Source organism: Cryobacterium sp. 10S3, from assembly GCF_034344045.1.
GTDB classification, from domain to species: Bacteria; Actinomycetota; Actinomycetes; order Actinomycetales; family Microbacteriaceae; genus Cryobacterium; species Cryobacterium glucosi.
This window is the reverse complement of sequence record NZ_CP133773.1, coordinates 2,362,382-2,387,284: the sequence shown is the minus strand read 5'-3', so window position 1 is coordinate 2,387,284 and position 24,903 is coordinate 2,362,382. Positions and strand designations below refer to the sequence as shown.

Annotated in this window: 39 protein-coding genes and 1 pseudogene; 36 read left to right on the top strand and 4 right to left on the bottom strand. The window is 68.0% G+C overall.

All coding sequences use genetic code 11. The features are described 5' to 3' along the window. Positions 1–54 precede the first annotated feature (54 nt). The 3 genes and pseudogenes from RHM57_RS11245 to RHM57_RS11235 form a co-directional block, all read left to right on the top strand. Positions 55–870 (top strand): annotated as a pseudogene (locus RHM57_RS11245) (CpaF family protein); the annotation flags it as partial. Next, on the top strand, positions 867–1,775 hold the full coding sequence (locus RHM57_RS11240; protein ID WP_322188132.1) for a type II secretion system F family protein: 909 nt from the start codon (positions 867–869) through the stop codon (positions 1,773–1,775). The pseudogene RHM57_RS11245 and the gene RHM57_RS11240, both read left to right, overlap by 4 nt. Further along, positions 1,763–2,782: a type II secretion system F family protein gene (locus RHM57_RS11235; RefSeq protein ID WP_322188130.1), complete on the top strand. Its 1,020-nt coding sequence runs from the start codon at positions 1,763–1,765 to the stop codon at positions 2,780–2,782. The genes RHM57_RS11240 and RHM57_RS11235 overlap by 13 nt, the downstream gene beginning before the upstream one ends. Here RHM57_RS11235 and RHM57_RS11230 read toward each other — a convergent pair. The 3 genes from RHM57_RS11230 to RHM57_RS11220 are packed head-to-tail and all read right to left on the bottom strand — an operon-like array spanning position 2,760 to position 5,236. After that, positions 2,760–3,326 carry a hypothetical protein gene (locus RHM57_RS11230; protein WP_322188128.1) on the bottom strand — a complete coding sequence of 189 codons (567 nt, stop codon included), beginning with the start codon at positions 3,324–3,326 and terminating at the stop codon, positions 2,760–2,762. The genes RHM57_RS11235 and RHM57_RS11230 overlap by 23 nt on opposite strands. Before the next feature lie 42 nt (positions 3,327–3,368). Next, positions 3,369–4,904 (bottom strand): recombinase family protein, encoded by a 1,536-nt coding sequence (locus tag RHM57_RS11225; protein WP_322188126.1) that lies wholly within the window; start codon positions 4,902–4,904, stop codon positions 3,369–3,371. A gap of 2 nt (positions 4,905–4,906) precedes the next feature. Beyond that, positions 4,907–5,236 (bottom strand): helix-turn-helix transcriptional regulator, encoded by a 330-nt coding sequence (locus tag RHM57_RS11220; protein WP_322135445.1) that lies wholly within the window; start codon positions 5,234–5,236, stop codon positions 4,907–4,909. Between the two features lie 320 nt (positions 5,237–5,556). Between RHM57_RS11220 and RHM57_RS11215 the strand changes: the two genes are divergently transcribed. The 19 genes from RHM57_RS11215 to RHM57_RS11125 all read left to right on the top strand — a co-directional run bounded on the left by RHM57_RS11215 (position 5,557) and on the right by RHM57_RS11125 (position 15,392). Continuing rightward, positions 5,557–5,784, top strand: coding sequence for a hypothetical protein (locus tag RHM57_RS11215; RefSeq protein WP_322135446.1), 228 nt, complete (start codon positions 5,557–5,559; stop codon positions 5,782–5,784). After that, positions 5,781–5,909: a hypothetical protein gene (locus RHM57_RS11210; protein ID WP_322188124.1), complete on the top strand. Its 129-nt coding sequence runs from the start codon at positions 5,781–5,783 to the stop codon at positions 5,907–5,909. The genes RHM57_RS11215 and RHM57_RS11210 overlap by 4 nt, the downstream gene beginning before the upstream one ends. 50 nt (positions 5,910–5,959) lie before the next feature. After that, positions 5,960–6,547: a hypothetical protein gene (locus RHM57_RS11205; RefSeq protein WP_322188122.1), complete on the top strand. Its 588-nt coding sequence runs from the start codon at positions 5,960–5,962 to the stop codon at positions 6,545–6,547. Next, positions 6,544–6,762, top strand: a complete 219-nt coding sequence (locus RHM57_RS11200) for a hypothetical protein (RefSeq protein ID WP_322188120.1) — start codon at positions 6,544–6,546, stop codon at positions 6,760–6,762. Before RHM57_RS11205 ends, RHM57_RS11200 begins: the two co-directional genes overlap by 4 nt. 8 nt (positions 6,763–6,770) lie before the next feature. Continuing rightward, positions 6,771–7,088, top strand: coding sequence for a hypothetical protein (locus RHM57_RS11195; protein WP_322188118.1), 318 nt, complete (start codon positions 6,771–6,773; stop codon positions 7,086–7,088). Positions 7,089–7,194: 106 nt separating this feature from the next. After that, positions 7,195–7,620 (top strand): hypothetical protein, encoded by a 426-nt coding sequence (locus tag RHM57_RS11190; protein WP_322188116.1) that lies wholly within the window; start codon positions 7,195–7,197, stop codon positions 7,618–7,620. 126 nt (positions 7,621–7,746) lie between these two features. Then, positions 7,747–8,721 (top strand): YqaJ viral recombinase family protein, encoded by a 975-nt coding sequence (locus RHM57_RS11185; protein ID WP_322188114.1) that lies wholly within the window; start codon positions 7,747–7,749, stop codon positions 8,719–8,721. Beyond that, positions 8,718–9,365, top strand: a complete 648-nt coding sequence (locus RHM57_RS11180) for a hypothetical protein (protein WP_322188112.1) — start codon at positions 8,718–8,720, stop codon at positions 9,363–9,365. The genes RHM57_RS11185 and RHM57_RS11180 overlap by 4 nt, the downstream gene beginning before the upstream one ends. Continuing rightward, positions 9,362–9,814, top strand: a complete 453-nt coding sequence (locus RHM57_RS11175) for a hypothetical protein (protein WP_322188110.1) — start codon at positions 9,362–9,364, stop codon at positions 9,812–9,814. Before RHM57_RS11180 ends, RHM57_RS11175 begins: the two co-directional genes overlap by 4 nt. Further along, a complete protein-coding gene (locus RHM57_RS11170) occupies positions 9,811–11,070 on the top strand; it encodes a site-specific DNA-methyltransferase (protein ID WP_322188108.1) in 1,260 nt (419 codons plus the stop codon). The genes RHM57_RS11175 and RHM57_RS11170 overlap by 4 nt, the downstream gene beginning before the upstream one ends. Further along, entirely contained in the window at positions 11,067–11,492 is a 426-nt protein-coding gene (locus RHM57_RS11165; RefSeq protein ID WP_322188106.1) for a hypothetical protein, read from the top strand. Before RHM57_RS11170 ends, RHM57_RS11165 begins: the two co-directional genes overlap by 4 nt. A gap of 1,024 nt (positions 11,493–12,516) precedes the next feature. Then, positions 12,517–12,789, top strand: a complete 273-nt coding sequence (locus tag RHM57_RS11160) for a hypothetical protein (protein ID WP_322188104.1) — start codon at positions 12,517–12,519, stop codon at positions 12,787–12,789. Then, complete coding sequence (locus tag RHM57_RS11155; RefSeq protein WP_322188102.1) at positions 12,786–13,265, top strand: single-stranded DNA-binding protein; 480 nt, start codon at positions 12,786–12,788, stop codon at positions 13,263–13,265. Before RHM57_RS11160 ends, RHM57_RS11155 begins: the two co-directional genes overlap by 4 nt. After that, on the top strand, positions 13,265–13,486 hold the full coding sequence (locus RHM57_RS11150; RefSeq protein WP_322188100.1) for a hypothetical protein: 222 nt from the start codon (positions 13,265–13,267) through the stop codon (positions 13,484–13,486). Before RHM57_RS11155 ends, RHM57_RS11150 begins: the two co-directional genes overlap by 1 nt. Beyond that, positions 13,479–13,661, top strand: coding sequence for a hypothetical protein (locus tag RHM57_RS11145; protein WP_322188098.1), 183 nt, complete (start codon positions 13,479–13,481; stop codon positions 13,659–13,661). The genes RHM57_RS11150 and RHM57_RS11145 overlap by 8 nt, the downstream gene beginning before the upstream one ends. After that, positions 13,658–14,431, top strand: coding sequence for a hypothetical protein (locus RHM57_RS11140; RefSeq protein ID WP_322188096.1), 774 nt, complete (start codon positions 13,658–13,660; stop codon positions 14,429–14,431). Before RHM57_RS11145 ends, RHM57_RS11140 begins: the two co-directional genes overlap by 4 nt. Before the next feature lie 12 nt (positions 14,432–14,443). Continuing rightward, positions 14,444–14,722 carry a hypothetical protein gene (locus tag RHM57_RS11135; protein ID WP_322188094.1) on the top strand — a complete coding sequence of 93 codons (279 nt, stop codon included), beginning with the start codon at positions 14,444–14,446 and terminating at the stop codon, positions 14,720–14,722. Next, complete coding sequence (locus RHM57_RS11130) at positions 14,719–15,060, top strand: helix-turn-helix domain-containing protein (protein WP_322188092.1); 342 nt, start codon at positions 14,719–14,721, stop codon at positions 15,058–15,060. Before RHM57_RS11135 ends, RHM57_RS11130 begins: the two co-directional genes overlap by 4 nt. Positions 15,061–15,146: 86 nt before the next feature. Beyond that, positions 15,147–15,392 carry a hypothetical protein gene (locus RHM57_RS11125; protein ID WP_322188090.1) on the top strand — a complete coding sequence of 82 codons (246 nt, stop codon included), beginning with the start codon at positions 15,147–15,149 and terminating at the stop codon, positions 15,390–15,392. On the opposite strand, the gene RHM57_RS11120 is transcribed toward RHM57_RS11125, so the two are convergent. Beyond that, positions 15,368–15,580, bottom strand: a complete 213-nt coding sequence (locus RHM57_RS11120; RefSeq protein WP_322188088.1) for a hypothetical protein — start codon at positions 15,578–15,580, stop codon at positions 15,368–15,370. The two genes, RHM57_RS11125 and RHM57_RS11120, sit on opposite strands and share 25 nt — an antisense overlap. 80 nt (positions 15,581–15,660) lie before the next feature. On the opposite strand from RHM57_RS11120, the gene RHM57_RS11115 reads away from it, so the two are divergent. The 14 genes from RHM57_RS11115 (at position 15,661) to RHM57_RS11055 (ending at position 24,893) form a co-directional block, all read left to right on the top strand. Then, positions 15,661–15,942 (top strand): hypothetical protein, encoded by a 282-nt coding sequence (locus RHM57_RS11115; RefSeq protein WP_322188086.1) that lies wholly within the window; start codon positions 15,661–15,663, stop codon positions 15,940–15,942. A gap of 70 nt (positions 15,943–16,012) precedes the next feature. After that, positions 16,013–16,258: a hypothetical protein gene (locus tag RHM57_RS11110; RefSeq protein ID WP_322188084.1), complete on the top strand. Its 246-nt coding sequence runs from the start codon at positions 16,013–16,015 to the stop codon at positions 16,256–16,258. A gap of 68 nt (positions 16,259–16,326) precedes the next feature. Continuing rightward, positions 16,327–16,710, top strand: coding sequence for a hypothetical protein (locus RHM57_RS11105; protein WP_322188082.1), 384 nt, complete (start codon positions 16,327–16,329; stop codon positions 16,708–16,710). Continuing rightward, positions 16,707–16,907, top strand: a complete 201-nt coding sequence (locus RHM57_RS11100; RefSeq protein ID WP_322188080.1) for a hypothetical protein — start codon at positions 16,707–16,709, stop codon at positions 16,905–16,907. Before RHM57_RS11105 ends, RHM57_RS11100 begins: the two co-directional genes overlap by 4 nt. 544 nt (positions 16,908–17,451) lie before the next feature. After that, on the top strand, positions 17,452–18,060 hold the full coding sequence (locus tag RHM57_RS11095) for a M23 family metallopeptidase (protein WP_322188078.1): 609 nt from the start codon (positions 17,452–17,454) through the stop codon (positions 18,058–18,060). A 161-nt stretch (positions 18,061–18,221) separates the two neighbouring features. Next, positions 18,222–18,512 (top strand): HNH endonuclease, encoded by a 291-nt coding sequence (locus RHM57_RS19600; RefSeq protein ID WP_416172947.1) that lies wholly within the window; start codon positions 18,222–18,224, stop codon positions 18,510–18,512. 229 nt (positions 18,513–18,741) lie between these two features. Continuing rightward, positions 18,742–19,266, top strand: coding sequence for a hypothetical protein (locus RHM57_RS11090; protein ID WP_322135468.1), 525 nt, complete (start codon positions 18,742–18,744; stop codon positions 19,264–19,266). Positions 19,267–19,318: 52 nt separating this feature from the next. Further along, a complete protein-coding gene (locus RHM57_RS11085; RefSeq protein WP_322188076.1) occupies positions 19,319–20,677 on the top strand; it encodes a terminase large subunit domain-containing protein in 1,359 nt (452 codons plus the stop codon). A 16-nt stretch (positions 20,678–20,693) separates the two neighbouring features. Further along, entirely contained in the window at positions 20,694–21,878 is a 1,185-nt protein-coding gene (locus RHM57_RS11080) for a phage portal protein (RefSeq protein ID WP_322135470.1), read from the top strand. Between the two features lie 10 nt (positions 21,879–21,888). Further along, on the top strand, positions 21,889–22,566 hold the full coding sequence (locus RHM57_RS11075; protein WP_322188074.1) for an HK97 family phage prohead protease: 678 nt from the start codon (positions 21,889–21,891) through the stop codon (positions 22,564–22,566). After that, positions 22,563–23,756, top strand: a complete 1,194-nt coding sequence (locus RHM57_RS11070) for a phage major capsid protein (protein ID WP_322188072.1) — start codon at positions 22,563–22,565, stop codon at positions 23,754–23,756. The genes RHM57_RS11075 and RHM57_RS11070 overlap by 4 nt, the downstream gene beginning before the upstream one ends. Next, positions 23,756–24,007, top strand: a complete 252-nt coding sequence (locus RHM57_RS11065; RefSeq protein WP_322188070.1) for a hypothetical protein — start codon at positions 23,756–23,758, stop codon at positions 24,005–24,007. Before RHM57_RS11070 ends, RHM57_RS11065 begins: the two co-directional genes overlap by 1 nt. Positions 24,008–24,075: 68 nt before the next feature. Then, the gene (locus RHM57_RS11060; protein ID WP_322188068.1) at positions 24,076–24,426 is read left to right on the top strand and encodes a hypothetical protein; all 351 of its coding nucleotides are present in this window, start codon (positions 24,076–24,078) and stop codon (positions 24,424–24,426) included. Beyond that, positions 24,423–24,893: a hypothetical protein gene (locus RHM57_RS11055; protein ID WP_322188066.1), complete on the top strand. Its 471-nt coding sequence runs from the start codon at positions 24,423–24,425 to the stop codon at positions 24,891–24,893. Before RHM57_RS11060 ends, RHM57_RS11055 begins: the two co-directional genes overlap by 4 nt. Positions 24,894–24,903: the final 10 nt, after the last annotated feature.

Genomic DNA, 24,903 nt, shown 5'->3' with positions numbered 1-24,903 from the left:
ACTCGCTCGTTTTTCACGTGTTTCACTATCGCTGACATGACTAATCAGGGCTAGATAACGGATGGTTCGCGGCTTCACGTCGTGATTCCCGACATCACGCGGGAGTGGTCGGTCAACATCCGGAAGTTCACCCGGCGCATCCGCGACCTGAACCAGCTCGTCGGCCTCGGCTCGCTCACCCAGCAGGCCTCGGAGTTCCTGCGGATGTGCGTGCTCGCCGGACAGAACATCCTCGTGTCGGGAGCCACCCAGACCGGGAAGACCACGATGCTGAACGCCCTGCTGTCGGCGACCCGGCGCAACGAACGGATCGTGACGGTCGAGGAGACCTTCGAACTCGACCTGTCCGCCCGCGACGTCGTGTCGATGCAGTGCCGACAGCCGAGCCTCGAGGGTCGTGGCGAGATCACCTTGCGGCGACTGATCAAGGAGTCATTGCGGATGCGCCCCGACCGCCTCGTCGTCGGCGAGGTTCGCGAGGCCGAGAGCCTCGACCTCCTGATCGCCCTCAACAGCGGCCTGCCGGGGATGTGCTCCATCCACGCGAACAGTGCGAGGGACGCCCTCGCCAAGCTCTGCACGCTGCCGTTGCTCGCGGGGCGCAACATCGATTCCGCGTTCGTGCTGCCGACCGTCGCCGGGTGCATCGACATCGTCGTGCACTGCGAGATCGACCGGCACGGGCGCCGGCGGGTGACGGAGATCCTCGCGGTCAGCGGACGGCTCGCCGGCACCGTGATCGAGGCGAGCCCGATCTTCCTCGCCGACCGGGGCGGGCTCACGCCGACGGGCGGCCACCCCGGCAAGCTGGCCAAGTTCCGGGCGGTGGGGCTCGACCCCGCGATCGTGTTGCGGGCGGACCGCGCATGAGGCTCGCGCTGGGCTGCCTCCTCGGCGCCGGCCTGCTGCTCATGGCCGCGCCCTTCCTCTGGCCGCGGCGCCGGGTGGCGGCGGGCGCACAGGATTCACCCCCGAGCCCGGCTGACGGCGCAAGCGGACGGCCCCAGCCGCGCGGCCCTGCGACCTTGCGCGGGTCCCTCGCCCTTGCCGGCCTCGGCTCGCTGCCGCTCCCGGCGTTCACGGCGATTTCGCTCCTGCTGGGCCTGGCCTGCGCTGCCCTCGCCCAGGCGTTGATCGGAGTCAGGGTGCTCGCCCTTGTCGCCGGCGTTGTCGGCGACCTGGTGCCGATGACGATCGTGCTCTGGCGGGCCCGCGAGCGGCGGCGCTCGCACCGTACGGTCTGGCCGGACGTCGTCGACCACCTGGTTTCGGGCGTGCGCTCCGGCCTCGCCCTGCCCGACAGCATCAGCACGCTCGCCGAATCCGGGCCGGTGCCGACGAGGGCCGCCTTCGCCGACTTCGCCCGCGACTACCGCGCGACCGGGAGTTTCGGTTACTCCGTCGACCGGCTCAAGGCCGGCCTTGCCGATCCGGTGGCCGACCGCATTCTGGAGACCCTGCGGATGGCCAGGGAGGTCGGGGGAAGTGACCTCACCCTCGTGCTCCGTGACCTCGCGGCCTGGCTGCGGCAGGATGCCGCGATTCGGGCGGAGGTGGAAGCCCGGCAGTCGTGGGTCGTCAACGCCGCAAGGCTCGGCGTCGCCGCACCCTGGATCGTGCTCCTGTTGTTGTCCTCCCGGCCGGAGGGAGCGGTCGCATACAACACCGGCAGCGGGGTTGCCGTGATCGTCTCCGGACTTGTGGTGTCGGTGATCGCATACCGCCTGATGGTCTTCATCGGCCGCCTGCCCGAGGAACGCCGGTGGTTCCGGTGAGCGCCCCGCTCGCGTGGGGTGTGTTCTTCGGCGCGGTGCTCGGTATCGGGCTCTGGTCGCTCGTGAGCGTCTTCCCCCGGCTCAGCCGGCCCCGGCTGGCCGACCGGTTGGCCCCGTACATCCTGGACGTGTCGCCGGAGGCCCGCGCGTTCGTCGGGCGCACCACCGTCGATCCGATCCCGGTGCTCGGCACCCTGTTCGTGCCGGTCTTCGGCCGGCTTCGACGCGGACTCGCGGCTCTCCTCGGCGGTTCCGACACCGTCGAACGGCGTCTCCGGCAATCGGGGTACCGGCGCAGCCTCGACGAGTTCCGCTCCCAGCAGCTCGTCTGCGCACTCCTGTCCCTGGCCGCCGGCCTCGTCGCGGTCGTGTTCGTCCCCGCCCTGCACGCCCTCCCGGTGCTGGCGGCTGCCGCGATCCCCGTGCTCGTCGGGCTCGGCGGTGCCTTGCTCTGGGATGGGCTCCTGCGCCGAGCCGCACACAGCCGACTCACGAGGATGCGTGCCGAGCTGCCGACCATTCTCGAGTTCCTCACCCTGTCCCTGTCGGCCGGGGAAGGCATCCTCGATGCATTGGCCAGGGTGTCCCGCACGAGCGCGGGGGAGCTGTCCCGCGAATTCGCCGGCGTCGTCGCCGAGGTGCACTCCGGGATCCCGCTCGTCGAGGCCCTCCAGTCACTCGCCAGGTCCCTGCAACTGACGGCGCTGACCCGCTTCGTCGACCAGGTCGGCGGTGCACTCGACCGCGGCACCCCGCTCGCCGAGGTGCTGCGCGCCCAGGCGCAGGACGCCCGCGAAGAGGCGAAGCGCGAGCTCCTCGAGGTCGCGGGGAAGAAAGAGGTCGCGATGCTCGTTCCGCTCGTATTCCTGATCCTCCCCATGACGATCCTGTTGGCGATCTTTCCTAAAAGGGAAGAATCGAAAGGGCGCGGTCACCCTGGACTACCACAATCCGCGAAAGGTCCGTCGGTAGGCGGACACCAATTCATCGGAGGAGCCGTGCCATGAGCGCCACCAGCATCGCCCCACAGGCCATGATCATGGTCATCATAGAGAGGATTGAACTCCAACTTGGGTCAAATCGGGGGACCGTTGCGGCCTTTACCGAGATGTCTACAAGCGGGTTGTGAAGAACGACGCCCGGCCTGCCGTGCGTGATGAAAAGCGTCGTGGACGTTGCCCGCCGTCTTATCAACTGCGGCGCGAATCGAACTTCTGAGCCGGAAACGTGAGAGGTCATCTCTCCACCAAATGTTGGGTCCACCAGGATTGGTGTACCGAAGTCGAAGACGAGATCCCGCCCAGAATCAAAGGACGCTGAGGTGATGTCGGCACGGCTTCGCGAAGTGACCGTCAGTGAGGCGAGATACGGGTCGGTCGTAATATAGCCCGAGACTGTGACTTGGACCGCGTTCGATAGTGCACCCGCCAGCGGCGATGACGTGAACTCGTATACAAGGGATCGCTTCGGGAACTGTCGATGAAACTGAAGTGCCAAATAGACCGCCGTGAAAATGGCAACAACGATTCCAGAAATCCCCCACAAGTCCATGAGGCCAGCGTAGAGGCTCGACGGCACGCGAAGCGCACGAGGCTATTGGGGCGTTTTCTGTTGGTTGTTCGATACCGGACTTGATACCGGAAGACGGCGCGGCAGCTCGGGCAATTCCCAGACCCCGAAGACCTCACCGGCTGGGCGTTTATCGCCCACCGTTCGACTGACGATGACGCGGCAGAGTTCGCGCACGATCGTGTTCCGCTCGGCATCAGTGGCCTCGGGCCAAGCATCGAGCAGCCCTGAGGCAAGTGCCGCCCGCTCGCGCCCATCTGCGGCGCTCGTGGCGAATCGATCGAGGGCCACTTGCGCGGCGCTCTGCTCGGCTGTGAGCGCGTCTCGAGCGGCCAAATACGCGGCCTCGGGAATGATCCGGCGCGCGTGGTCGACGGTTAGATTCTGCAGGGCCGTTGCCGCGTCGGATATGACTCGATCGAGGCGCGCGCGCTCGACCTTTGCGGATGCCGAGCGCTTCGGCACCGCGAGCGCCTCACGGGTAACGGCCTCGGCGACGGTCGGGAGCCATTCAAGCACGAGCCGTTCGGCATTGCCGCGGCGGTACGTCATGGGCCGGGGGCATTCGCGCCGCGCACACCGGTAGTAGGGCTGCTCAGTCGGCGTCCCGCTGCGCGAGCCTGGCGACTTGAGGCTCATTCGGTAGCCGCACGAGCCGCAGAGCAGGATGCCCGAGAGCGCGCTGACGGGCGACACGAGTCGTGCCGGGAGTGTGGCGCGCTCGCCGCTGCGCTGCTGGAATGCTGCCCACAGCTCGGCGTCGATGATCGGCGAGTGGGCGCCTGGCTGCATGATCGTGTTCGGGCAGCGCTTGCCGCTGCGGTGGGTGAGTGGGCATGCGGGGTCGTGGTGCACGAGCAGCCCGGCCGCGAATCCCGTGCGGAGGTAGTAGGCGACCCCGCGCGTGGTCGTGAGCGCAGTCACGCCGAGGGCGCCGAGGTAGTCAACGAGCACGACTAGCCCGGCCCCGGCGACGTATCGGCGGTACAGCTCGGCCGCGATCGGCGCAAGATCCGGGTCGGGTGTGTATCCCGTGGCGCGATCGTAGGAATACCCGAAGCGCGGCTTCCCATTGTGGGGGAGTCCGTTTCGCCAGCGGCGGCGGTGTGTTTCCTGCCATTGTTCACCGGCGCGTTCACTCTCGAATGCTGCCATTCCGGCGAGGATGCCGCGCGAGAACCGGCCCGAGCTGGTCGTGGCGTCGATTGGCTCGGTGGCCGATTCGAGCCGCCCGCCTGCTGTCTCGATCCGGTCGAGGGCAATCTCCCAATCGAGCCGGTTCCTGCTGACTCGCGATACTTTCCAGACCACGATCACATCGACGTCGCCCGCCTCAACCTGGGCGATCGCGCGCTCCATCTGGCGGCGTTTCCAGAATCGGCCGGATAAGTCGAGGTCGGTGATTATCTCGCCGAGTACGTAACCGGAGCGGGCGCAGTGGTCGCGGATCGCCGTTTCTTGCAACTCGGGCGAAATCATGTCGTCGCGTTCCTTCGAGACGCGGATGTACGCGACCGCGCTCAGTGGCCGAGCTGGAACGGCTCGAAGGTTCGCGGCCATTGCTACGCCTTCGCGACTACTGCGGCCTGCAGGCGGTCGAGCCTGGCCGAGAGTTCTTCGAGTAGCTGCCTGTCCGTGAGGTCGGAGACGCCTACTTTCACCTCGTGTAGGGCGGCGTCCTCGGGCGTAATGAGGCCGCACGCGGCGAGTGCTTCGACCACGGGGCGACCGTAGGCCCGGGCAAATTTGACGGCGAATGAGGGCTGGATCATCGCGCCTTGTTTCCATCGCGTGATGTTCGATTTATCGAATCCTGCACGGTCGGCGATAGCAGCGGGGCGGGCATCGGGGACGACGCTCTCGACGTATGCCCACCAGTTTGTATTGGTCATGTTCCTAGCGTAGTTGCGCAACTGCAACGGCGCAAGGCTGCAATTGTCCTGACCTGGAGGTGCATATACACGCCTGCGGATTAGGAATTGCGGTCGTGCGGGTGAAATTTGCTGAACAAATTTACAGCATCGAGTTTTCCGGTATGTCGCCTGCTGATTGCGATTCGGCAACACTCGGACGAACTATTGAAGAACTGCGCGATCAAGTTGCACGACTTCAACGCAACCCCTAGTGTCTTTATTGCACAACTTCAACCGAAGTGAGCGACGCTGCAACACGGAGGGCAACACTGCAAATGGCACGGACAAAATTCACAGTTATGGCGAACGCTGAGCGGATCGCCGAGCTGAGCGCGGAGGCAGGGATCCGATCGAACGCCGAGCTGGCGTTGTTCGTCGGGGTGGATAAGGGCACGCTCTCGCGCGTCCTGAGCGGGGCCAGCGCGGCCGGGCCGCAGTTCCAGGGGAGTTTCCTAACGGCCTTCCCGGTCAAGTTCGAGGAAGTCTTCGAGATTGTCGAGCGGGCAGCAGGCAAGGCGGTGGCGTGAGCGCCGAGGCGAAGGCCGAAGCGTTCCGCCGCGCTGGCGGCGCGCTCGCCGCCGTGCTTGATCGCATCAACTCACAAGCAGCACCCGAGGCGTGCGAAGCGCGCGAACTCGACCGCGCGGCATAGCGGCACCCGCCGACCGCGACGCAAAGAACCGACACGAAGGGCACATTCTTATGGTTCACATCCTCGACGTATTCGCCGCACTCGGCGGCGAAAAGATCGTCTCGCGCATCGCGCTGAACGAATGGGAAGGCCACGAACGACGCGCCCGCGCAGCGTTCGCCCTGGCCCGACTGAACAACCTCGACACCCTCAACTTCATCCTCACCCGCACCGACCTGTTCGACGCCGCGTTCGCGATCTGGGACGACTTCATCGACGGCCGCACGATTCAAGACGGATGGCGAGAGGCCGACGACATCGCCTGGCCCGAGCTGCGCGAGCACGCCGCCGTGTTCGCCCGGGTCGCCGCGTATCTGCCCGGCCGTGAACTTCTGGCCCTGGCCGACAAGGCGTGGGAGTCGCGCGCGTTCGCCGTCCCGATCAACCTCGGCGGCAGGCTGGCGGGCTCGATCGAGCGACGCCCCGACCGCCTTGCCATTCGATACTTCGCAACGAACGAAACGGCCGGGCTGACGGCAATCATCAAGCCCGGAAACACGACCATCCGCACGCCGAACCTGCCGCTCGTCGGCCCGCGTCCCGAACACGACCGCACGGCCCGTTTCAACGCGACACACGGCGGGCAGGCGGCAGCATGAGCCGCACGCGCCGCTCGGTTCGCTACCCGGCCGGGTCGGGCCGCACGTTCGAGCAGATACAGCCCGAGCAGTCGCGGTGGCTCGCCGACCGCAATGACCGGATCGGCAAGGCGAAGCGCGACGAACATCGCATCGCGCGCGCCGAGGAGTTCACCGCGCGGCGCGACCTGGAACCGCGCTGGGCGATCGGAACGGCCGTGCGGGCGGTCGCATAGTGGCCTCAATGGCGCTCGACGGCGCGCGCCCGAGGTCGCGCCGTCGCGACCCCGTTACCTCGGTGGACGCCGGACGGACGGCCCCGCTGGTCACTTCGCAAGCTGCGGTACTCGCGCTGTTCGATCGCGCGGGCAAGCTCGCCGACCACGAGCTGGTCGCGCTCGCCGAATGGGCAGGAGTGACCTGCACGCCGCAGCGGATCCGCACTGCGCGGGCCGAGCTGGCCGAGGCGGGGCACCTGATCCTGCTCGAGGGCGCGTTTCGCCTCACCGATCGCCGACGCCGCGCCCGTGTCTGGGCGAAGCCTGAGCGGTCGGTCGCTTGACCGAAGCAATCGGCAGCGGCATCGCCGCGGCCGCGTTCGTGATCCTGTTCGCCGTGTGGTGGGTCATCAAGACCCCCGGCGACTAACCAACTGAGAGGAAACACCAATGAGCGTCAAGCTCGCCGGGCGACTGCCCGACACCGACCGGAACGGCCTCGACCGCCTGCAGGGCGTTCTGGTCAACCGGCCCGAGGAACGCCACCTCGTGATCGCCGTCATCGACTGCGCGACGACAAAGGTCGATCACAGCGCAGACGGCGACATATTCACGCCGACCGCGGGCGTGCTGTTCATCGAGCCGATCACCGACCGCGACGACAAAAACGGGGTGCTCGACATTCTGGCGCGCGTTCGCGCTGAACGACTGGACGACGCCACCCTCGACTTCGACTTCGGAGTCGGCGATCCGCTGCGCGACGCCGCCGAAGACCTGCGCCGCAGCGGCGCGACCGTGAGCTTCATGCGCCCCGGCGACGTGCTCAAACACGGCCAGGGAGTCTTCACCGAGGGGGACGCCGATGCCGATTCTTGAACGCGGCGCACGCCTCGCGATCGACGCCGACTGCCCGAGCTGCGGCTGGCCCGAGCGCCACTTCGACACCACAAGCCGCCTGTTCGGCTGCAACAAATGCACGCATACATCTGACGAGAGGAACGCATGACGAACACACCAATGCCCGGGATACGGCTGGCCGCATCCGACGACCCCGAGGCGTGGCACGACGACCGCGCCGGGGGCGTAACGGCCTCCGAGATTCACGCGATCGCCAGCGGGGGCCGCGCCACCTGGCGGCGCATTCTGGCCGACAAACTGAACGGCTCCACGTTCACCGGCAACGCGCACACGCGGCGAGGCCACGAGCGGGAGGAATGGCTGCTCGAGCTGGCGGCGCAGCAGTACCCGGGCATCGAGTCGAACCGGCACCTGTACGCCAGCATCGACAACCTGCGGCACCGCGCGACGCCTGACGGCCTCGGCGTTCTGAGCAACGGCCAGCTCGTCGGCGCGGAGGTCAAGTCGCACGCCTACGGCTGGACGCGCACGGATGTCCCCGCCGAGCACTTCGACCAATGCCAGTGGGGCATGGTCGCCACCGGGGCCGAGCGCTGGCTGTACGGCTGGGAGACGATGGGCGAGGACGGATTCGCCACCCTCGAAGACCCCGTGTTTCTGTGGATTGAGCGCGACGAAAAGCGAATCGCGCAGCTCGTGAAAGCGGCCGATGCGTTCCTTGCCTGGCGCGATGCCGGGGCACCCGAGGCCGACGACCTGCCCGACGACCTGGACGACGCGCTCGCCAATTGGGCCGACGCCCGCGATCGAAAGGCCACGGCCGAGGCCGACGAGAAGAACGCGGCGAAGGTCGTTCGCGCGTTCATCGCGGCGACCCCTGGCGCTGCGGATGACGGCATCAAGCGCACCGGAACTCGCGCCGGATTCAGCTACACCGTCGCGCACGGGACCGAGTTGGACGAGGCCAAATGGCAAGCCGCCGAGCCCGAGTCATACGGCGCCTGGCTGGACCTCGCGAAGCGCGCCGAGGCCGCGGCCGCGGTCGCCCTCGCGCTGTACTCCAAGCCGACGAAATCGTCGCGGCTGAGCTTCGAGAAGTCGAAGGCGGCGGCGGCATGAGCGCGACTGAGCTGGATGTCGCGGCGACGATCGCCGAGTACGAACGCCTCGCGATCGGGACCGGGCAGTGGCGCGGGACCGTGGTCGAGTTCTCAAACGACGGCAACGTGTGGGCCGCGTACCTGTTCCCGACCGCAGCCGAGCCGCACCCGGCGCTGGCGCGTGCCACCGTGCACCGCGAGGGCGTGACCGTGCCCACCGTGGTCACCGTCGCATGGGCCGAAACGGTGCCCGCTGTCGCCGAGTGGGCCGAGCTGTGGAGCCGCAAGCCGCACTCGCTGTTCGGCGCTGCTGCGGCGCGCGCTGCGCTGCGGCGGGCGTTCCGCGACGCGATCGGCGACCGTCGCGAGCCCGAAGAAATCGACGCGGCCGCGGCGAGCATCGCCTCGGATTGGCTCGGAGAACTCGCCGAGGCGAACACCGCCGAGGCCGTCGCGGCGCTGTGGGCGCGCGCTTGCAAGGCGCGGGCGGTCACGGTGCAACTCGAGCGCGCCTTCACGGCTCGGCGGCACGCGATCGCCGAGCAGGCGACGGCGCAGCAGCCCGAGGCGATCGCGGAGCCGCAGCCGAAGGCGAAGCCGAGTCCGGCGACCGTGGCCGCAGCGCGGCGCAAGCCTGGCGCAGCGTCGGAGTCGGCCGAGTGACCGACGCGCTCACCGTGAACACGGCAACCGGCGAGGTCGGCGTCGCCGGATCCGACGTCGGCCTGGTCACCCTCGATATGGCGGCGCTGAGCGAGGACGACCTCCTCGCGATGTTTCCCACGCCGGTTCAGGCGGCGGGCGCGCTGTTGCTCGCGCGCCGCCTGATCGCGCAAGCGCCCGAGGTCATCAACGGCCGGTCGAAGGCGCTCAAGGATGCCAAGCGCCAGCTCCTGATCGCGAAGGGGTACGCCCGGCAGCGCGCGAGCGGCCGGACGGCCGAGGATCGCCGCGTCGAAGCCGAGGCCGACGCCGAGGTAATCACCGCGGGCGAGTGGGTGGACACCTGCGAGCTGCTGCTCGAATACGCGCGCGAGCGCCGCAAATCACTAAGCGAGGACGTGGAAATCCTGCGGTCCCTGAACGCCAATTTTCGACAGGAGCACAAATGACCGAAGACACCACCGAGCTGCCCAGGCCGTACTTCGCGGACGAGCTGGTCACGCTTCACCACGGGAGCTGCGAAACCGTCGTCGCCGGATTCGCCACCGGGTCGATTGACGCGATCGTCACGGACCCGCCGTATGAAATCGGCCTCATGGGCAAGGCGTGGGACTCGAGCGGCATTGCGTACAGCGTCGATTGGTGGCGCGAGTGCTACAGGGTGCTCAAGCCTGGCGGGCACCTGCTGTCGTTCGGCGCAGCGCGCACCGTGCACCGGATCGCTTCGGCGATCGAAGACGCCGGATTCGAGATCCGCGATGGAATCATGTGGATCTATGGCACCGGGTTCCCGAAGAATCGCGACGTATCCGAGGCGATGACCAAATACCTCGCGGGCGAGGGCGTGCCCGGCGTGGTCGCGAACATCAACCCGAACGTGTACGCCGTGACCGGGTTCCTCAAAGCGGCGCGGGATGCCGCGGGCTGGTCAAATCGCCGCATCGATGACCTGTTCGGCACGAACGGCATGGCCGGACACTGGACCTCGCAAGCCTCGCAGCCCGCGATTCCCTCGGTTCGCCAGTGGGGCGAGCTCAAAGCCGTCCTCGGGTTCGGCGACGAAATGGACGCGACCGTCGCCGAGCTGGCCTCCACCGAGCGCCCCGACGATTGGGGCACCCGCGAGAGCATCGGCACGTTCCTCGGCTCACTCGGCCAGACGAGCGGCCCCGCGGGCGCGTGGGGCACGGCCCTCAAACCGTCATACGAGCCGGTCATCGTCGCCCGTAAGCCGTTCGCGGGCTCGGCGACGAACAACGTCATCGCCTACGGCACCGGGGCGCTCAACCTCGGCGCGAACCGGGTCGGCGGGCCGGACGGCCGCTGGCCGACGAACGTCCTCCTGGACGAGAGCCAAGCGGCCGAAGTCGAGCAGCAGAGCCGCGGCGGTTCGGTCGTGTTCCCCGTGTTCCGATACGTCGCGAAACCGGGCAGCATCGAACGCCCGAACGTGGACGGCATGACTCACCAAACGGTCAAGCCGCTCGAACTTATGCGGTGGCTCGTTCGCCTGGTCACACCGCCGCACGGCGTGGTGCTCGACCCGTTCGCGGGCTCAGGCACGACCCTCGAGGCGGCGTTGATCGAAGGATTCACGGCGATCGGGGTCGAGCTGGAAGCCGACCACCTGCCCCTTATCCGGCAGCGCCTGGCGAAGCCGCTCCAGCAGACCATGTTCGGAGACTGGGAGCAGGACGCCGCGTGAGCTATAACGACGACCTCAACGCGCACTGGTTCGGCGGCAAGCCGAAGCCCGTGCCCCCGCTGCGCCTTACTGGCAAAGACCTCGCGATCCGCAACAATCGGATCGACAAACGGGACGGCCAGCGCTGCGCCCGCTGCGGCGTCATCATCTGGTCGGGCGGCTCGCGCCACCACCGCAAGTTCAAGAGCCGCCGAGGCGGCGACGAGGTATCGAACGGCGTCCTGCTGTGCGGTAGCGGAACGACAGGCTGCCACGGGTGGGTTCACTCCAACCCGGTATCGGCGCGCATGGTCGGCCTCGCGCTCAACACGAACGACAACCCCCGCCTCGTCCCCGTTCGCCACGCCGCGTTCGGCGGCATGGACGTGTGGCTTGACGACCTCGGCAACGTTTCGCTGACACCGCCGCGGCTCGCCGCATGAATCGCCGCGGGCAGAAACTGCACATCCCCGAAACGGCGATGACCTACGCGGTGCACTGGCCCGAACTAGGCGTCCTCAAAGTCGGCCGAGCCTGGCGCATGTCGCGAATCCGCGGCTTCATCGCCTCGGGCGCGGAGGTGCTCATTCTGGTCCGCGACACCCCAGCGATATGGGAACGCGGCGCGCTCGCCGAGCTGGACGGCACGTTCGAGCGCGCGTTCACCGAGGCAGGGCAATCGCTCGACATCCTGCCGAACGGCCGCGGGTTCACCGAGTGTTTCCGGGTGGTATCCGCGGCCGTGGGTCGAGCACTTCAGACGATATTTAGAGGGATCGCACGCTATGGCAATGCACCGGCAAAGAACAATCCGGCCGGAGATATTCAGGAACGAGAACCTCGCCGACCTGTCGCCGGAAACGCGGCTTACAGCGATCGGCCTGCACCTGTACGCCGACGACCACGGGCGGGAGTCGGCGACAGCGGCGCTCATCAAGGGGGCGCTGTGGCCGCTGGACCGCGGCGTGACCGAGGCGACGATCGAGGAACATCTGGTCGACCTGGCGGACGCCGGGTGGCTGATTCTTTACGATCACGGCGGTCGGACGTACTACGCCCTGACCGACTGGCCGCGGGTAGACCGCCCGGCCGACTCGATCCTGCCAGCGCCACCGGTCGTGCCCCTGGCGACGCCCTCGGCCCCTCGCGAACCGATCGCGAATACATCGCGATCTTTCTCGGTAGGGGAGAGAGAGGGAGAGAGGGGGAACGAGGGAGAGGGGGCCTGGAGGGACGCGGAGTGGGCGCGCGAGGGAGCCGAGGGGGAGCGGCATTCGCGAACCGATCGCGAGAACACAGACACCACACGCGCACCGTCCCCGTTCTGTCGCTCGCACCCGACCGGAACGGACAACCCCTGCCGATCCTGTGGGACAGCACGACTACGCCACAAGCAATGGGTGGCCGATCAAGTAGACCGAGCAGCGCCCCGCGGGCCGCGCTTCGACACAACCGAGGAGGGGCGATATGAGCCGACCAACACCCCCGAAGACTAAGCGCGGCCAGCGGGCAGCACTCGACCGGGCACTCGACGCGCACGTCCGCTGGGAGCAACGCACACTCGCTGACCTTCGGGTGGCCGGGTGGAACTTCACCACGATCGAGCAGGCGCGGCAACACCGCTCCCTGCTTCGCAAGATGGAGAGCCTCGGCACCGACGAGCAGATCGAGCTGATCGCCCGAGCGCTCAACATGAAAAACCGCATCAAGCACACCGACGAAAGGCAGGCCGCAGAATGAGCGGAGAGACAGTAATCACGGTGGTGGGAAACCTCACCGCAGCCCCCGAGCTGCGCTACACGCAGGGCGGGCTCGCCGTGGCGAACTTCACGATCGCGAGCACGCCGCGCGAGCATGACAAGGCCAGCGGCGAGATGAAAGACAGCCAGGCGCTGTTCCTGCGCGCGAGCGTGTGGCGCGAGTTCGCCGAGAACGTCGCGGCGTCGCTCACCAAGGGCACCCGGGTAATCGCGAAAGGGCGCCTGAAGCAGCGCAACTATGAGACGGCCGAGGGCGAGCGCCGGACATCCTTCGAGCTGGAGGTCGATTCGATCGGCCCGGACCTTCGCTGGTCGCAAGCATCGCTGACGCGGAACGCCCGCTCTAGCGGGCCGCAGCAGTCGAGCGGCCGCGACGACGACGGGGCATCCGCTGCGCCCGCTGGCGACGCCTGGGCGACCTCGGAGCCGAGCTTCGGGGACGAGGTGCCGTTCTAGTGGCCGCATGGTTCAGGGTCGGCACGCGGTATCTGTTCTCGCCGTCCGACGAATCGCCCGAGGAGTTCCCGTCCGCGACGGTCGAAGTGTTCGTCCGGTATCCCGACGAGACGAAAACGGCGCTCGAGCGCGAGCAGGTCGGGCAAGTGCTGCACGCCCTGGCCGCGGATGTCACCCGAGTGCTCGGCGTGGAACTCGAGAAACGGTTCCCGGATGCCTGAGCCGACGAACAACGCCGACAACCTGGCCGTAATGATCCTCGCGCACGCCGAGGCGATGGAAGAACGCGGCCAGACTGCGACCCCGGCGAACCTTCGCTGGATCGCGGGACAGGTCGCGCAGCTCGCCGAGCCCGCGGCCGACGAGCGCGCGACGCCGCGGGGGCGCAAGCGTTGACCGGTCGCCCGTGCAAGCGCGGATGCACGATCCGTGGCACTCACTTCGCCGCCTGCCCTGACTTCGGTCGGGCGGGCGGCGCGTGCCGAGGCTGCGCGCCGGTCGAGTCTCGAGCGGGGTCATTCATTTGCGAACGCTGCTATGACTCCCTGAGCCGGACGATCGACGCCGCGCCGGATGTCCTGGCGCTGATCCGGTCGAAGGCCGACCCGCTCAAAGCTGCGGTCTATGACCGGGTGCTCGTGTCCGGCAGTCGTTCGGATATGACCCCGGCACCCGTCCAGGCCGACTTCATCGACGCAGCCGACGACATCATCAGGACGCTGCGCGAGTGGGCGTACTACGCCGAGCACGGCGCGGCACGTTCGGGCGCGCCCCGTGGCCTGCAGCCCGGTTCGGCGTCGGATGTCGCCTATGACGACGCCCTCGAATGCACGGCCGTCATCCTGGCGAAGCTCGACCGCCTGACGAACGACGCCGAGCAGGTCGCGGCGCTGTGCGACGGGGTGCTCGGCGGCGTCGGGATGCCCGACACGGCGTTCTGGACGGTCGCCCGGGCCTTGCGACGCTGGCCCCTCGAAGAACGCGCGTGGTGGGCTGCTCAGCCTTGCCCCGAGTGCGACCTGCGGGCGGTCAAGGTCAACCCGGCGAGGTTCCCGGGCGGGCCGACACTTTACAGCTGCCGAAGCTGTCGCTGGCAGCGACGCGACAATGACGCGGCCGGGTATTGGGCGCTGTTCTTCAGCCCGGCATCCGGCCGCGCCGCGTAACGAAAGGAACGTATGAAACACGACATCGACCTCGCCCCGGCGCTCACCGAGGGGATCCGGTATCTGGTCGCCAATCCACCGCCGGACGGCAACTACATGAGCGCGCTGTCGGTGCTCATTGTCGGCGCGGTGCCAGCGCTGGCCGAGCAGTTCGCCCGCGTAGCCGAGGAGGTCGCCGCCGAGCTGCGCCCCGTCGCCGAACCGATCGCCGACGTCGACCGGAAGGTCGCCGATGCACGAGCGGAAGGCGCGCTCGCAGCCGCGGCCGCGCTGCGGCGGGCGGTCGCATGACGCGCCTTACGATCAAGGCCGCGGCCGAGCGGGTAGACAGGTCCGAGCGCACCATTTACCGCTGGATCGACCGCGACCTGCTCACGATCCGCAACGGCACGGTCGCCGAGCTGGACCTGCTCAAAGCCGACCGAACGCAACGGCAGCGCAAGGGACGGCCGCGCCTAGTCGCCAACGCTCGGCAGTCTGGAAAGCTGGCGGCGCTCGCCGACGAAACGGCCGCTCGCTCGGGGCTGTCGGCCGAGGTATGCCGCGGGCTGTTCGCGGCCGGGTGGAACTACACCGAGCACGGCGACGAACCGGCCCGCTGGACGGCACCGGCCGAGCGGGCAGCATGAGCGACGGGTGGCAGCCGTGGTATCCGACCCCGCCCGGCGTTCGTGTCGAGCTGGTCGGCGGGCCGCTCGATGGTAGGCACGAGAAGGTGCCAGCGCCACGCCTCGGGCAGCCGCTCGTGTACCCGGCGCGAGCGGACGGCGAGCAGCAGCGCGACGCGGTGCTGCTGGCGGGAGCGTCCGAGGAAACGGCGTCACCGACGATCGCTTACAGGGCACGAGCGGCCGACCTGGCACGCGGCCGCACAGGAAAGAATCTGGGCGGGCCGGTGCGCTTCGACTACATGAAACCGGAACCGGCCGCGGCGTGTTACTTCGGGGGGCGCGCGCGGTGACGGTCGACCGCAAGTTTGAGCCCGCGCGCGCTCAGCCCCGTTACCGCCTGGACCTCGAGCCAAGTGTGGCCCGCGGCGAGGATGTCGGCGACCTGGCGGTCGCGGTATTCGATCAGCGCGGCGCGCCGTTCATCGACCGTGGCGAGCCTCGCGACGGTGGACTTCAGTTCCTTCATGGTGTCTTTCACGCTGCACACTTTACCCCGTATTGTGCGAAGACTTTACCGAGTATTGCGAACCGGGTACTTTACCCGGTAAAGTAAACGGCATGACGAACGCCGACACTATCCCGACCGAAATGACTGCCACCGATACCCCCAACACCACTTACCTCGACAAGCTCGACCCCGAGCGCAACTGTCCTGGCTTCTACATCTGGGACGCGCTCGCCACGGACGGCAAGACCTACCGCATGGCAGCCGACTATGACGGCGGGCTGAGCGTTCGCCTGTTCTTCGGCACGAACGGCGCGCTCGACCTCGTATCGGCCGTGAATCTCGGAGACAACCCCGACGCGATCGAGTGGAAGCGCCTCCGCGGCTGGAACTAACCGCCGCACCGGGGGCCGGGCAATCCCGGCCCCTCAAACCACCGACCGACACCGATCCAAAGGACAGACCATGTCGAACATGAGCTATTGCCGCCACGAGAACACCGCCTCCGACCTGCTCGCCGTCATCGACAATTGGGGCGAATGGGCCGAGGCCGCGCCGCAGCCGGGCAGCGAGAGCGCCGCCCGCCGCCACATCATCGAACTCGCCCTGGCGCTTACTCGCGCGCTCGAGGCCGAGGGCCTGGTCGACGCCCTCGGCGAGCTGGCCGAGGGCGCAGAGTTCGCCGAGGTATACCCCGAAGTTTGGCGATAACCGACCACCGGGGGTCGGGCGACCGGCCCCCGACCCGACCCGAACCGAACCGCACCGAAGGAGACGCAATGCCCACAACCGACACACTGAGCCCGGACACCTACGAGGGCAGGCTTGCCCGTCTGCTCGCGCGATCCGCTCGCGAGCTGGCCGAGAACGCGCGCGAGAACGTCGCAATGACCGGCGACGTGCTCGCCGACCTGCTCGACGCCCTGGCCGTGATCGCCTGGCCCGCGATCGCCGACGACCGGCCCGAGCTGATCGCGTCCGGCGCTCGCGCCTTCGAGTTAGTACCGCCGTTTCGGCTCGCGCCCGTCCGGGTCGAGCGGACGACCTGGTGCAGCCCGGCCGTGCCCGCGGTGCTGCTCGAAGTCGAGGGGGAAGTCGTGCACCTGGCACGCGCCGACGCCCTGGCGCTCGCCGCGGCCCTGATCGCGGCGGCGTCGCGATGACTGAGCCCGACACGACCGACACCTGCAAGCGCTGCGGCAGCAGCTGGGTCAAGTGGGTCAAGTCGGCCCGTACCGGCCGCGCATACCTGGCCTTCGCGGTGTCGGCGACGACCCGGAGCCCTATGCGCGTCTATCGGCACCTGCCGCACGACTGCGCGGATCCGCTGCGCGGTGGGATCGAGCCCGGCCAGCCCTGAACGCGCGTTCGAATGCCCGGACGAATAAGCGTCAAAAGTGGCGAACGTGTGTGCTACGATTCTCGTGCGCGAGAGTAATGCCCAACTAGGTCTAGTTGGGCATTTCGCGTTTAACGACTTCCCGACCGGATACCCGGGCGGGACTGCCCGCCGTCACCTGCCGAACCAACTACAGACCGCCCGACTGCCCGCGCGTGCCCGCGCGAGTGGCCGGGTGAGTCATCACACTCGGGCGGATGTCGACGGCGGGTTCAGACTTCGAGGGCGGAACGGCACCTCGAGCAGCACGGCCGCGAGGCCGAACGACCTGCCACCCTGGCGACATCGGCGACCGAGGCAGAAGGCCCGACAGCCTGAGCCAAGGAACGGCAGCAGCAACCCCGGACGCTGAGACAATGCGGGGCGCGCGATACATCCCGGCGCGAGTAACGGGACGGGGCAGGCCAGGCGCTACTTCGGAGCGCCGGTAAGGCGAGCGAGGGTCCGCTCGTGCCTGCCCCCCGACTTACCTGGGGGTGTCGTGACTATGCACCGACATCCTCGGGTGACATCAACGCTGGCGGCGCTCGCCGCAGTCGCACTGGTCGCGGTGGTCATCCTCACGCCTGGCCGCGGGCTCGGCATCGAGCAGCACCCGGCCGCAGCGCTCGCCGAGGCGCAGCCGGCCGCGACATCCTCGGCGACGCCGGCCCCGATCATCCGCGACGGGTTCGCCTCGGCTGTGGTCGCCTGGCCGGTAGATACCGAGGACGCGAAGATCAGCGACCTGTTCGGCCCTCGGCCTGCGCCGTGCTCGGGCTGCACGACCAACCACCTCGGCGTTGACTTCAACCCCGGGGCCGAGTACCCGATCCACGCCGCCGCAGCGGGAACCGTGCTCGAGGTCGCCGGGCCGGGCGGCGACTACGGCTGGCACGTCATCATCGCGCACGACTTCGCGGGGCAGCAGCTCGAGACGCTGTACGCGCACATGCCGCGCCGCCCGCTCGTGAGCGTCGGCCAGCGCGTCGGCATCGGGCAGCAGCTCGGCAACGTGGGCACCACCGGCAACTCCACCGGGCCGCACCTCCACTTCGAGCTGCGCGACCACGGCGTGCCCGTTGACCCGCTGCCCTGGCTTTACACCAACACGAGAGGGGCGACACATGGCTGACTACCGAGCCGCAACCGAACGCCGCGCAGTAATGCCGACACCGAGCCGAGCACGGCCCGAGCAGTTCGTCACCGCGCCCCCGCGTTCGATCGAGCGCACGGGGGCAAACAACACCGGGGGGGCCGGGGTCGCACCCTCGGCGGGGGACCGGGAGCGCTAGGGTGCCGAACCGGGAGAACGGCCCCGACCCTGAGCCGACAGGCCGACAGCGCCAGGCGTTGCTTCGCGATGTCTGCCCGATCGGCTCACGCTGTCACCTATGCGGCGGGCTGATCCTGTTCAACCTTCGACGCTGGCACCCCAAGGGGCCGAGCATGGACCACCTCCTACCCCGGAGTAAGGGGGGCACCTGGGACCGGGCAAACCTGGCGCCTGCTCACTACGGCTGCAACTCGGGCCGAGGAAACCGCGACCTGCCCGAACCGGAGCGGATCCGTTCGCGGGAATGGTGACACCCCCGGCCGGGGTCGCGGTCCAATTTTTTAGGAATCTGAGCCACGGACACCCGCGGCCTTACCAAAAAACCCTCTCCCCGATCCGGACGGATGCCCGAATGGGCACGAATGGGCACGGACGCCCCGCTGACGAACGAACCGGGGCAGCTTCGGGCACCCGATTGGTGGCCGAGGTAGTGCCCGCAAATCGGCGCGAATGGGTCGAGCGAAGAACGGCGGTCGAAGCATGGCGAACCTGCCCGCGCACGGCACAATGCGGCGCTATCGCGCGGGATGTCACTGCATCAAGTGCAACGCAAAGAACACCGAGGTCAAGGCCACCGAGCGTGCCCGCAAGCGCGAGCGCGACGGCAAGGCGACGACCACACCACGCGCACCACGCCGAGCTGTGCCCACCGTGCCCACCATGCCCACCGCGGCCGCACCTGCCCCGCCTACTGAGCCCGACGCCGGATCGGTCGCTGGCGCGCTTGCCCTGGCGCTCGTGGCCGTCGAAGCCGACGACCCGCTGACCCTGTACCGCAAGGCGCACGCGCTGCGCCTCGCGTCGGTGCTGGACGACCTGACCAAGCCGCACCTGTGGCGAGGGATAACCACAGCGCTCGCCGAAGTACTGGCCGCGCTGCTCGGCGACAAGTCGCCCGAGGATGGAGAGGCGGCAGTGCTCCGTGAATTCATGGAAACGATCGGGGCCTCACGCCGAGGTCGAGGTTCGGCCAAGGTTCGCGACCCCGCGGAACCTGGCGCGTGAAACGATCGCCCCCGAGGTAGTCGCCACGACCCGGGTGCTCGGGCGCGAGCCGTTGCCCTGGCAGTCCGACGCCTTCGACGTCGCCTTCGAGGTCGATTCATTCGGCATTCTGTGGTATCGCGAAATCGTCATCGTTGTCCCTCGGCAGTCAGGCAAGACGACCCTGGTTATCCCGTGGGGCGTGCACCGCTGCACGACCTGGCCGGATCGCCAGCTCGTGGTTTACACGGCGCAGACTCGGCAGGATGCCAAGGAGAAGCTGGTCGAGGATCAGTTCTGGCTGATAAATCGGAGCCCGTTCCGCCGCCTGCTCAAACCATCACGGTCGGGTCGCATCGAGCCGAATATGAGCCACGGCGAAGAACACATGCGCTGGCAAAACGGGTCGAAGTGGGCGATCGACGCACCGACTGAGAAGGCGGGCCACGGTAAGACCCTGCACCTCGGGATCGGCGACGAGATATTCTCGCACGCCGACGCCCGGGTCGAGGCGGCGATGTCGCCAGCGATGATTACGGTCGAAGACTCCCAAAAGCTCTGGATCTCGACGGCCGGGAAGACCAAGGCGCGGTCGCCGTTCCTGTGGGGCAAGGTCGAGGCCGGACGGAACCGGGTCACGGCGGGGCTCAATTCTCGGTCGCTGTTCATCGAGTTCTCAGCACCCGAGGACGCCGACTGGCTCGACCCGCTCGTGTGGTGGCGCACCATGCCCGCGCTCGGGTACACGCAGACGCAAGAGAAGGTCGAGGCCGAGGCCGAAACGCTCGGCGAGGACGAGTTCCGGCGCGCGTATCTCAATCAGTGGAAGGACGACCGCGGGCAGGACTGGAAGATTCCGGCCGAGCACTGGAACGCGGCAAAGGATCGCGACTCGAAGATGTCGGGCACGCTCGTGTGGGTCGTGGACGTATCGCCCGAGCGCGCGCGCGCTTCGATCAGCGTGGCGGCGCAGCGGCCGGACGGCAAGATCCACCTCGAGACGGTCGAGACATCCGAGGGCACCGCCTGGCTGATCGACGGCGATCCGACCCGCGACCTGCGCGGCCTGGCGGCGCTCGTGGCCGATCACGGCGGCGACGTTTACTTCGACTTCATCACGGTCGGCGCGCTCGTGCCCGACATGCGCGACGCCGGGCTCCACCCGCACGCCATTGCCACCGAGGACGTCAAGGTCGCCGCCGCTGCGCTGTTCGACGGCGTAGTCAACGGCCGCGTGCGCCACCTGGGACAAGCCGAGCTGACCGACGCCCTCGCGTCGGCAGCGACGCGCAAGATCGGCGACGGGTGGGCCTGGTCGCGCGGCGCATCAATGGCCGACATCACGGCCCTTGTCTCGGCGACGCTCGCATTCTGGATGCTCGCGAAGACCCTGCCAGACCTCAACTACGACGCGCTGTCCGGAATCGGATAGCAGAAAGGAGGCCGATATGGGCCTCAAGGAATGGCTCGGATTCGGCGAAGAAAAACGGGCGCTCGACATCCCCGAGTGGTTCAACGACGAGCAGCGCGCCCGCGAGAACGCAGCGGGCGACAACGCCCTCCGCGTCATCCCGGTATACGCCGCGGTGTCGCTGATCGCCGACCTGCTCGCGTCACTCAACGTCGCGGTCTATGCCTCGGCCGGGGCCGGTCGCAAGCGGGTCGAGCCGCCCGCGTGGTTCCTTCGACCGGACCCGAGGATCAGCAGGTTCGACTGGCTGCACCAGCTCGCCGTGTCGCTGCTGCTGCGCGGGAACGCCTACGGGATCGTCCATAAAAATGCGTTCGGTATCTCGCAAGTTATCTGGCAGCACCCGGACACCGTGACCGTCGATGAGGCGGGGCACTGGCCGCAGTATTGGGTCGGGAGTTTCAACACGACCCTGTACGAGCAGGGCGGGCAAATGCTCCATATTCGCGCGTTCGTTTCGCCTGGCAGCGTCAAGGGCCTGTCGCCAATCGGGACTTTCCGCGCACGCTTCGAGACCTGGATGGACGCGGCCGGATACGGGGCCGATTGGTTCAAGAACTCGGCCGTACCGGCGAGCATTCTGCAAAACAAGACGGGCAACCTCAAGCCCGGGCAGGCCGAGGAAGTCAAGGCCAAGTGGAAGGCGAGCACGACCAAGCGCGAGCCCGTCGTGCTCGATCAGCACTGGGACTGGACGAAAGTGAGCGTCACGCCCGAGGAGGCGCAATTCCTCCAAACGATCAAGGCCACGGCATCGCAAATTGCCACGATATTCCGGGTCGACCCCGAGGATGTCGGCGGCGAGACGGCCGGATCGCTCACCTACTCGACCCGCGAGTCGAACCAGACGCGGTTCAACATCCGCACGCTGACGCCCTGGACGGTGCGATTCAAGAACGGGCTGGATCCGCTGTTCCCGGCCGGGCAGTCGGTCACATTCGACCTCGACGCGCTCGCGCGTCCGAACCTGCTCGAGCTGCGGCGCGCGAACACCGAGGCGCTGCATAGCGGAGAGCGCACCCTGGCCGAGATTCGCGCCGAGGGCGACCGCGAAATGCTCACCGAGCAGGAGGTCGCCGACTGGCAGGCGTGGTATGCCACGCGGCGCTCGGCGAGCGAATCGACCTCCGAGTCCACATCAACGTCTGCAACCACAAACTAAGGAGGCACTAGTGCCAGAAACACCCGAGGTCGAGCGGCGAACATTCGACCGCCCGATCCACTTGCGAGCCGCGCCCGAAGGCGCAAACGGCCCCGGAATCCTCACTGGATACGGGGCCGTTTTCAATTCCGAGAGCCGCGACCTCGGCGGGTATGTCGAGGTCATCGACCCCGGCGTATTCGACACGATCGGCGAGGGCGACGCCCGGATGATCGACACCGGCAGCAACGGCCGCGTGCTGTGCCGTTTCAATCACGACAGCAACGGCCTCCTCGGCACGACGAACGCGGGAACGCTGCGGCTGTTCGTGGATGACATCGGCGTCCGATACGAGGTCGACCTTCCCGACACGCAGCACGGCCGCGATATGGCCGAGCTTGCACGCCGCGGCGACCTCGCGTTCTCGAGCTTCGCGTTCCGGATCCTGCCAAACGGCCGGACGTGGCGCGAGAACGCAAGCGGCCAGCTCGTCGCCGTCATCACACGGGCCGTGCTCGTGGATGTCGCCCCCGTCGCCGATCCGGCGTATTGGGGCAGCTCGGCAGAAATGCGGGCAGCCGTAGACCTGGACGCCATTCGCGCGTCCCTCAAAACCACCGACACCGAAGCGCGCGCCTCCGAGGTTCGCGCCGTGGCGATCGGCCGGGCACGACAGATCACCATCCTGACCGAAAGGAACCACAAATGACCACCACCCGCGAGAACATCGACCGCCTGCTCGCCGAGCGCGCCCGCGACTGGGAAGCGACCGGCAAGCCGCTCGCCGACATCGCCGCCACCCGCGAGTTCAACGCCGAGGAAGGCCAGACCTGGGCGCGCGTGAACGCCGCCTTCGACGCCGCCTCGGCGCGCATCAAGACCCTCGAGCTGTCCGAAGATCAGGAACGGCAGATCGCCGAGTTCCGCGAGTCGGTCGGCAGCGACGACGCGCTCAGCTCGGCGATCGCGACCGAGATTCGCGCCGTTCTGCTCGGCGATCAGCGAGGCGGCGCAGACTTCGCGTTCACCACGCGCGAGTTCAAGCGCGCGCTGACTTCGACCACCGCGGCGTCGGGCGGCAACACTCTCCCGGCGACGTTCTGGGCTGAGCTGATCCGCCCGCTCCGAGACTTCTCAAGCATCCTGCAGGCAGGCGCGACGATCATCACGACCGCCAGCGGCGAGGAAATCACCATGCCGTCGCTGGCCTCGGCCGGTGCTGCGGCGCAGACCGCCGAGTCGGTCGCGCTCGGCGGCACCGACCCGACCTTCGGGAAGGCGAGCCTCAAGAGCTACAAGCTCGGCGAGGTCGTTCTCGCGCCGCGCGAGCTGATCGAAGACTCGGCCGTAGACATCGAGTCGCTGATCGCCACCCTGATCGGCGAGAACATCGGCGTCCTGCTCGGCCAGCGCCTGGCTGTCGGCACTGGCACCGGCCAGACCGCGGGCCTCGCGACCGCGGCGACGACCGGCAAGACCGGAGCCGCCTACGCGGCGACGTTCGATGACCTGATCGACCTGTTTTTCTCGGTCGGCGCGCCGTACCGCACCCGGGCGTCCTTCATCGTCGCGGATCAGGCGTTCGCGTCGCTTCGCAAGATCAAGGGATCGGACGGCCAGTACGTCTGGCAGCCGAGTGTTCAGCAGGGCCAGCCCGACCTCATCCTCGGCAAGCCCGCGTTCGCCGACGCGAACCTCGCCGCCCCGACGAACGGCGCGAAGTCGGTCCTGTTCGGCGATGTCTCGAAGTACTGGGTCCGCTACGTCAACACCCTGCGCTTCGAGCGCAGCGACCACGCCGCGTTCAGCACCGACCAGGTGGCCTTCAAGGGCACGCTCCGCGCGGACGGGGTGCTCACCGAGGCCTCGGCCGTTAAGGCGTTCGCAGGGCTCGCGTAATGGCGGCGAAGTCCGACGTCGAGGTTGCCGCCGAGGTCGTGCCGGAGGTCGCCGCCGAGGTGGCTGAGGTCGTGCCCGAGGTCGCCGCCGAGGATGTCGAGCCCGAGCCGGGACTGGCCGAGTTCGTGCAGCGGGTTCAGATCACCGGCACGCGCGACGGCGAGAAGTGGCCGGGCATCGGGCGGCGCGTGACGCTACCGATCGCCGAGGGCCGCAGCTACGCCGCGCTCGGGTACGTCACCGAGGCGTAGACAGCAGCAGCGCAAGGCGGCTCCGAGGCAACTCGGAGCCGCCTTGCCTAGCGCGGAAAGGATCACGCATGGCATGGCCGATAACCCCCGCCGAGCTGCGGAACGCGCTCGGATACACGCCCGAGCAGGGCGACGAACTCGAGCTAGAGTTGATCGCCACCGGAGCGTGCGAGCGGATCGACTCAAGGACGGGCCGCGACATCGAACCGAACCGGCACCTGAAAGCGGACGGCACGCTGCCCGTCATCTTCACCCTCGCCGCGCGCGAAACGGCGAAGCTGTGGTGGCAGCAATCGAAGAACGGCCCCCGCGGGCAGGCACCCGACCCGGGAGCAGACGGCGCGCCGCGCGGTATTGACCTGCCGCGCAAGGTCGAGGGCTGGCTCGGCGACTACCCGCCGCCGCCTGGCATCGCATGAGCGGGTCGAGCAACACCACGGCGCAGCACACGGCGAAGGTCGCCCTGTTCGAGGCGTGCAAGGTCGCCCTGGCGGGCGAGGACGTGGACGTGTCCTTCGGGTTCCGCTGGCCGTTCGTGTCGAACGACTGGGCATCGCTCACGGACACCGATTCCGAGGTAGACCCGAAGGCGATCGCACCCCGGCGCAGCCAAGACGAGACATTGACCCTGTCGGTGTCGGTCGGATCCTGGCGAGCAGGCGACGACGCCGCCACCGAGCTGGCGACATCCGCGCGCGCATTCGACCTGCTCGGAAAGATCCAATCGCACATCCGGGAGAACGACATCACCCTCGGCGGGACCGTGCTGTGGTGCGTTCCTGGCCGGTCGAGTTCAGCCGGAGCAACGACAGACCAAGACGCCGAGTTCGGCCGACTCACTGAAATTGCCGCCACGTTCGTGTGCGCGCACCGCATCACCACCTGAGAGGAACAAC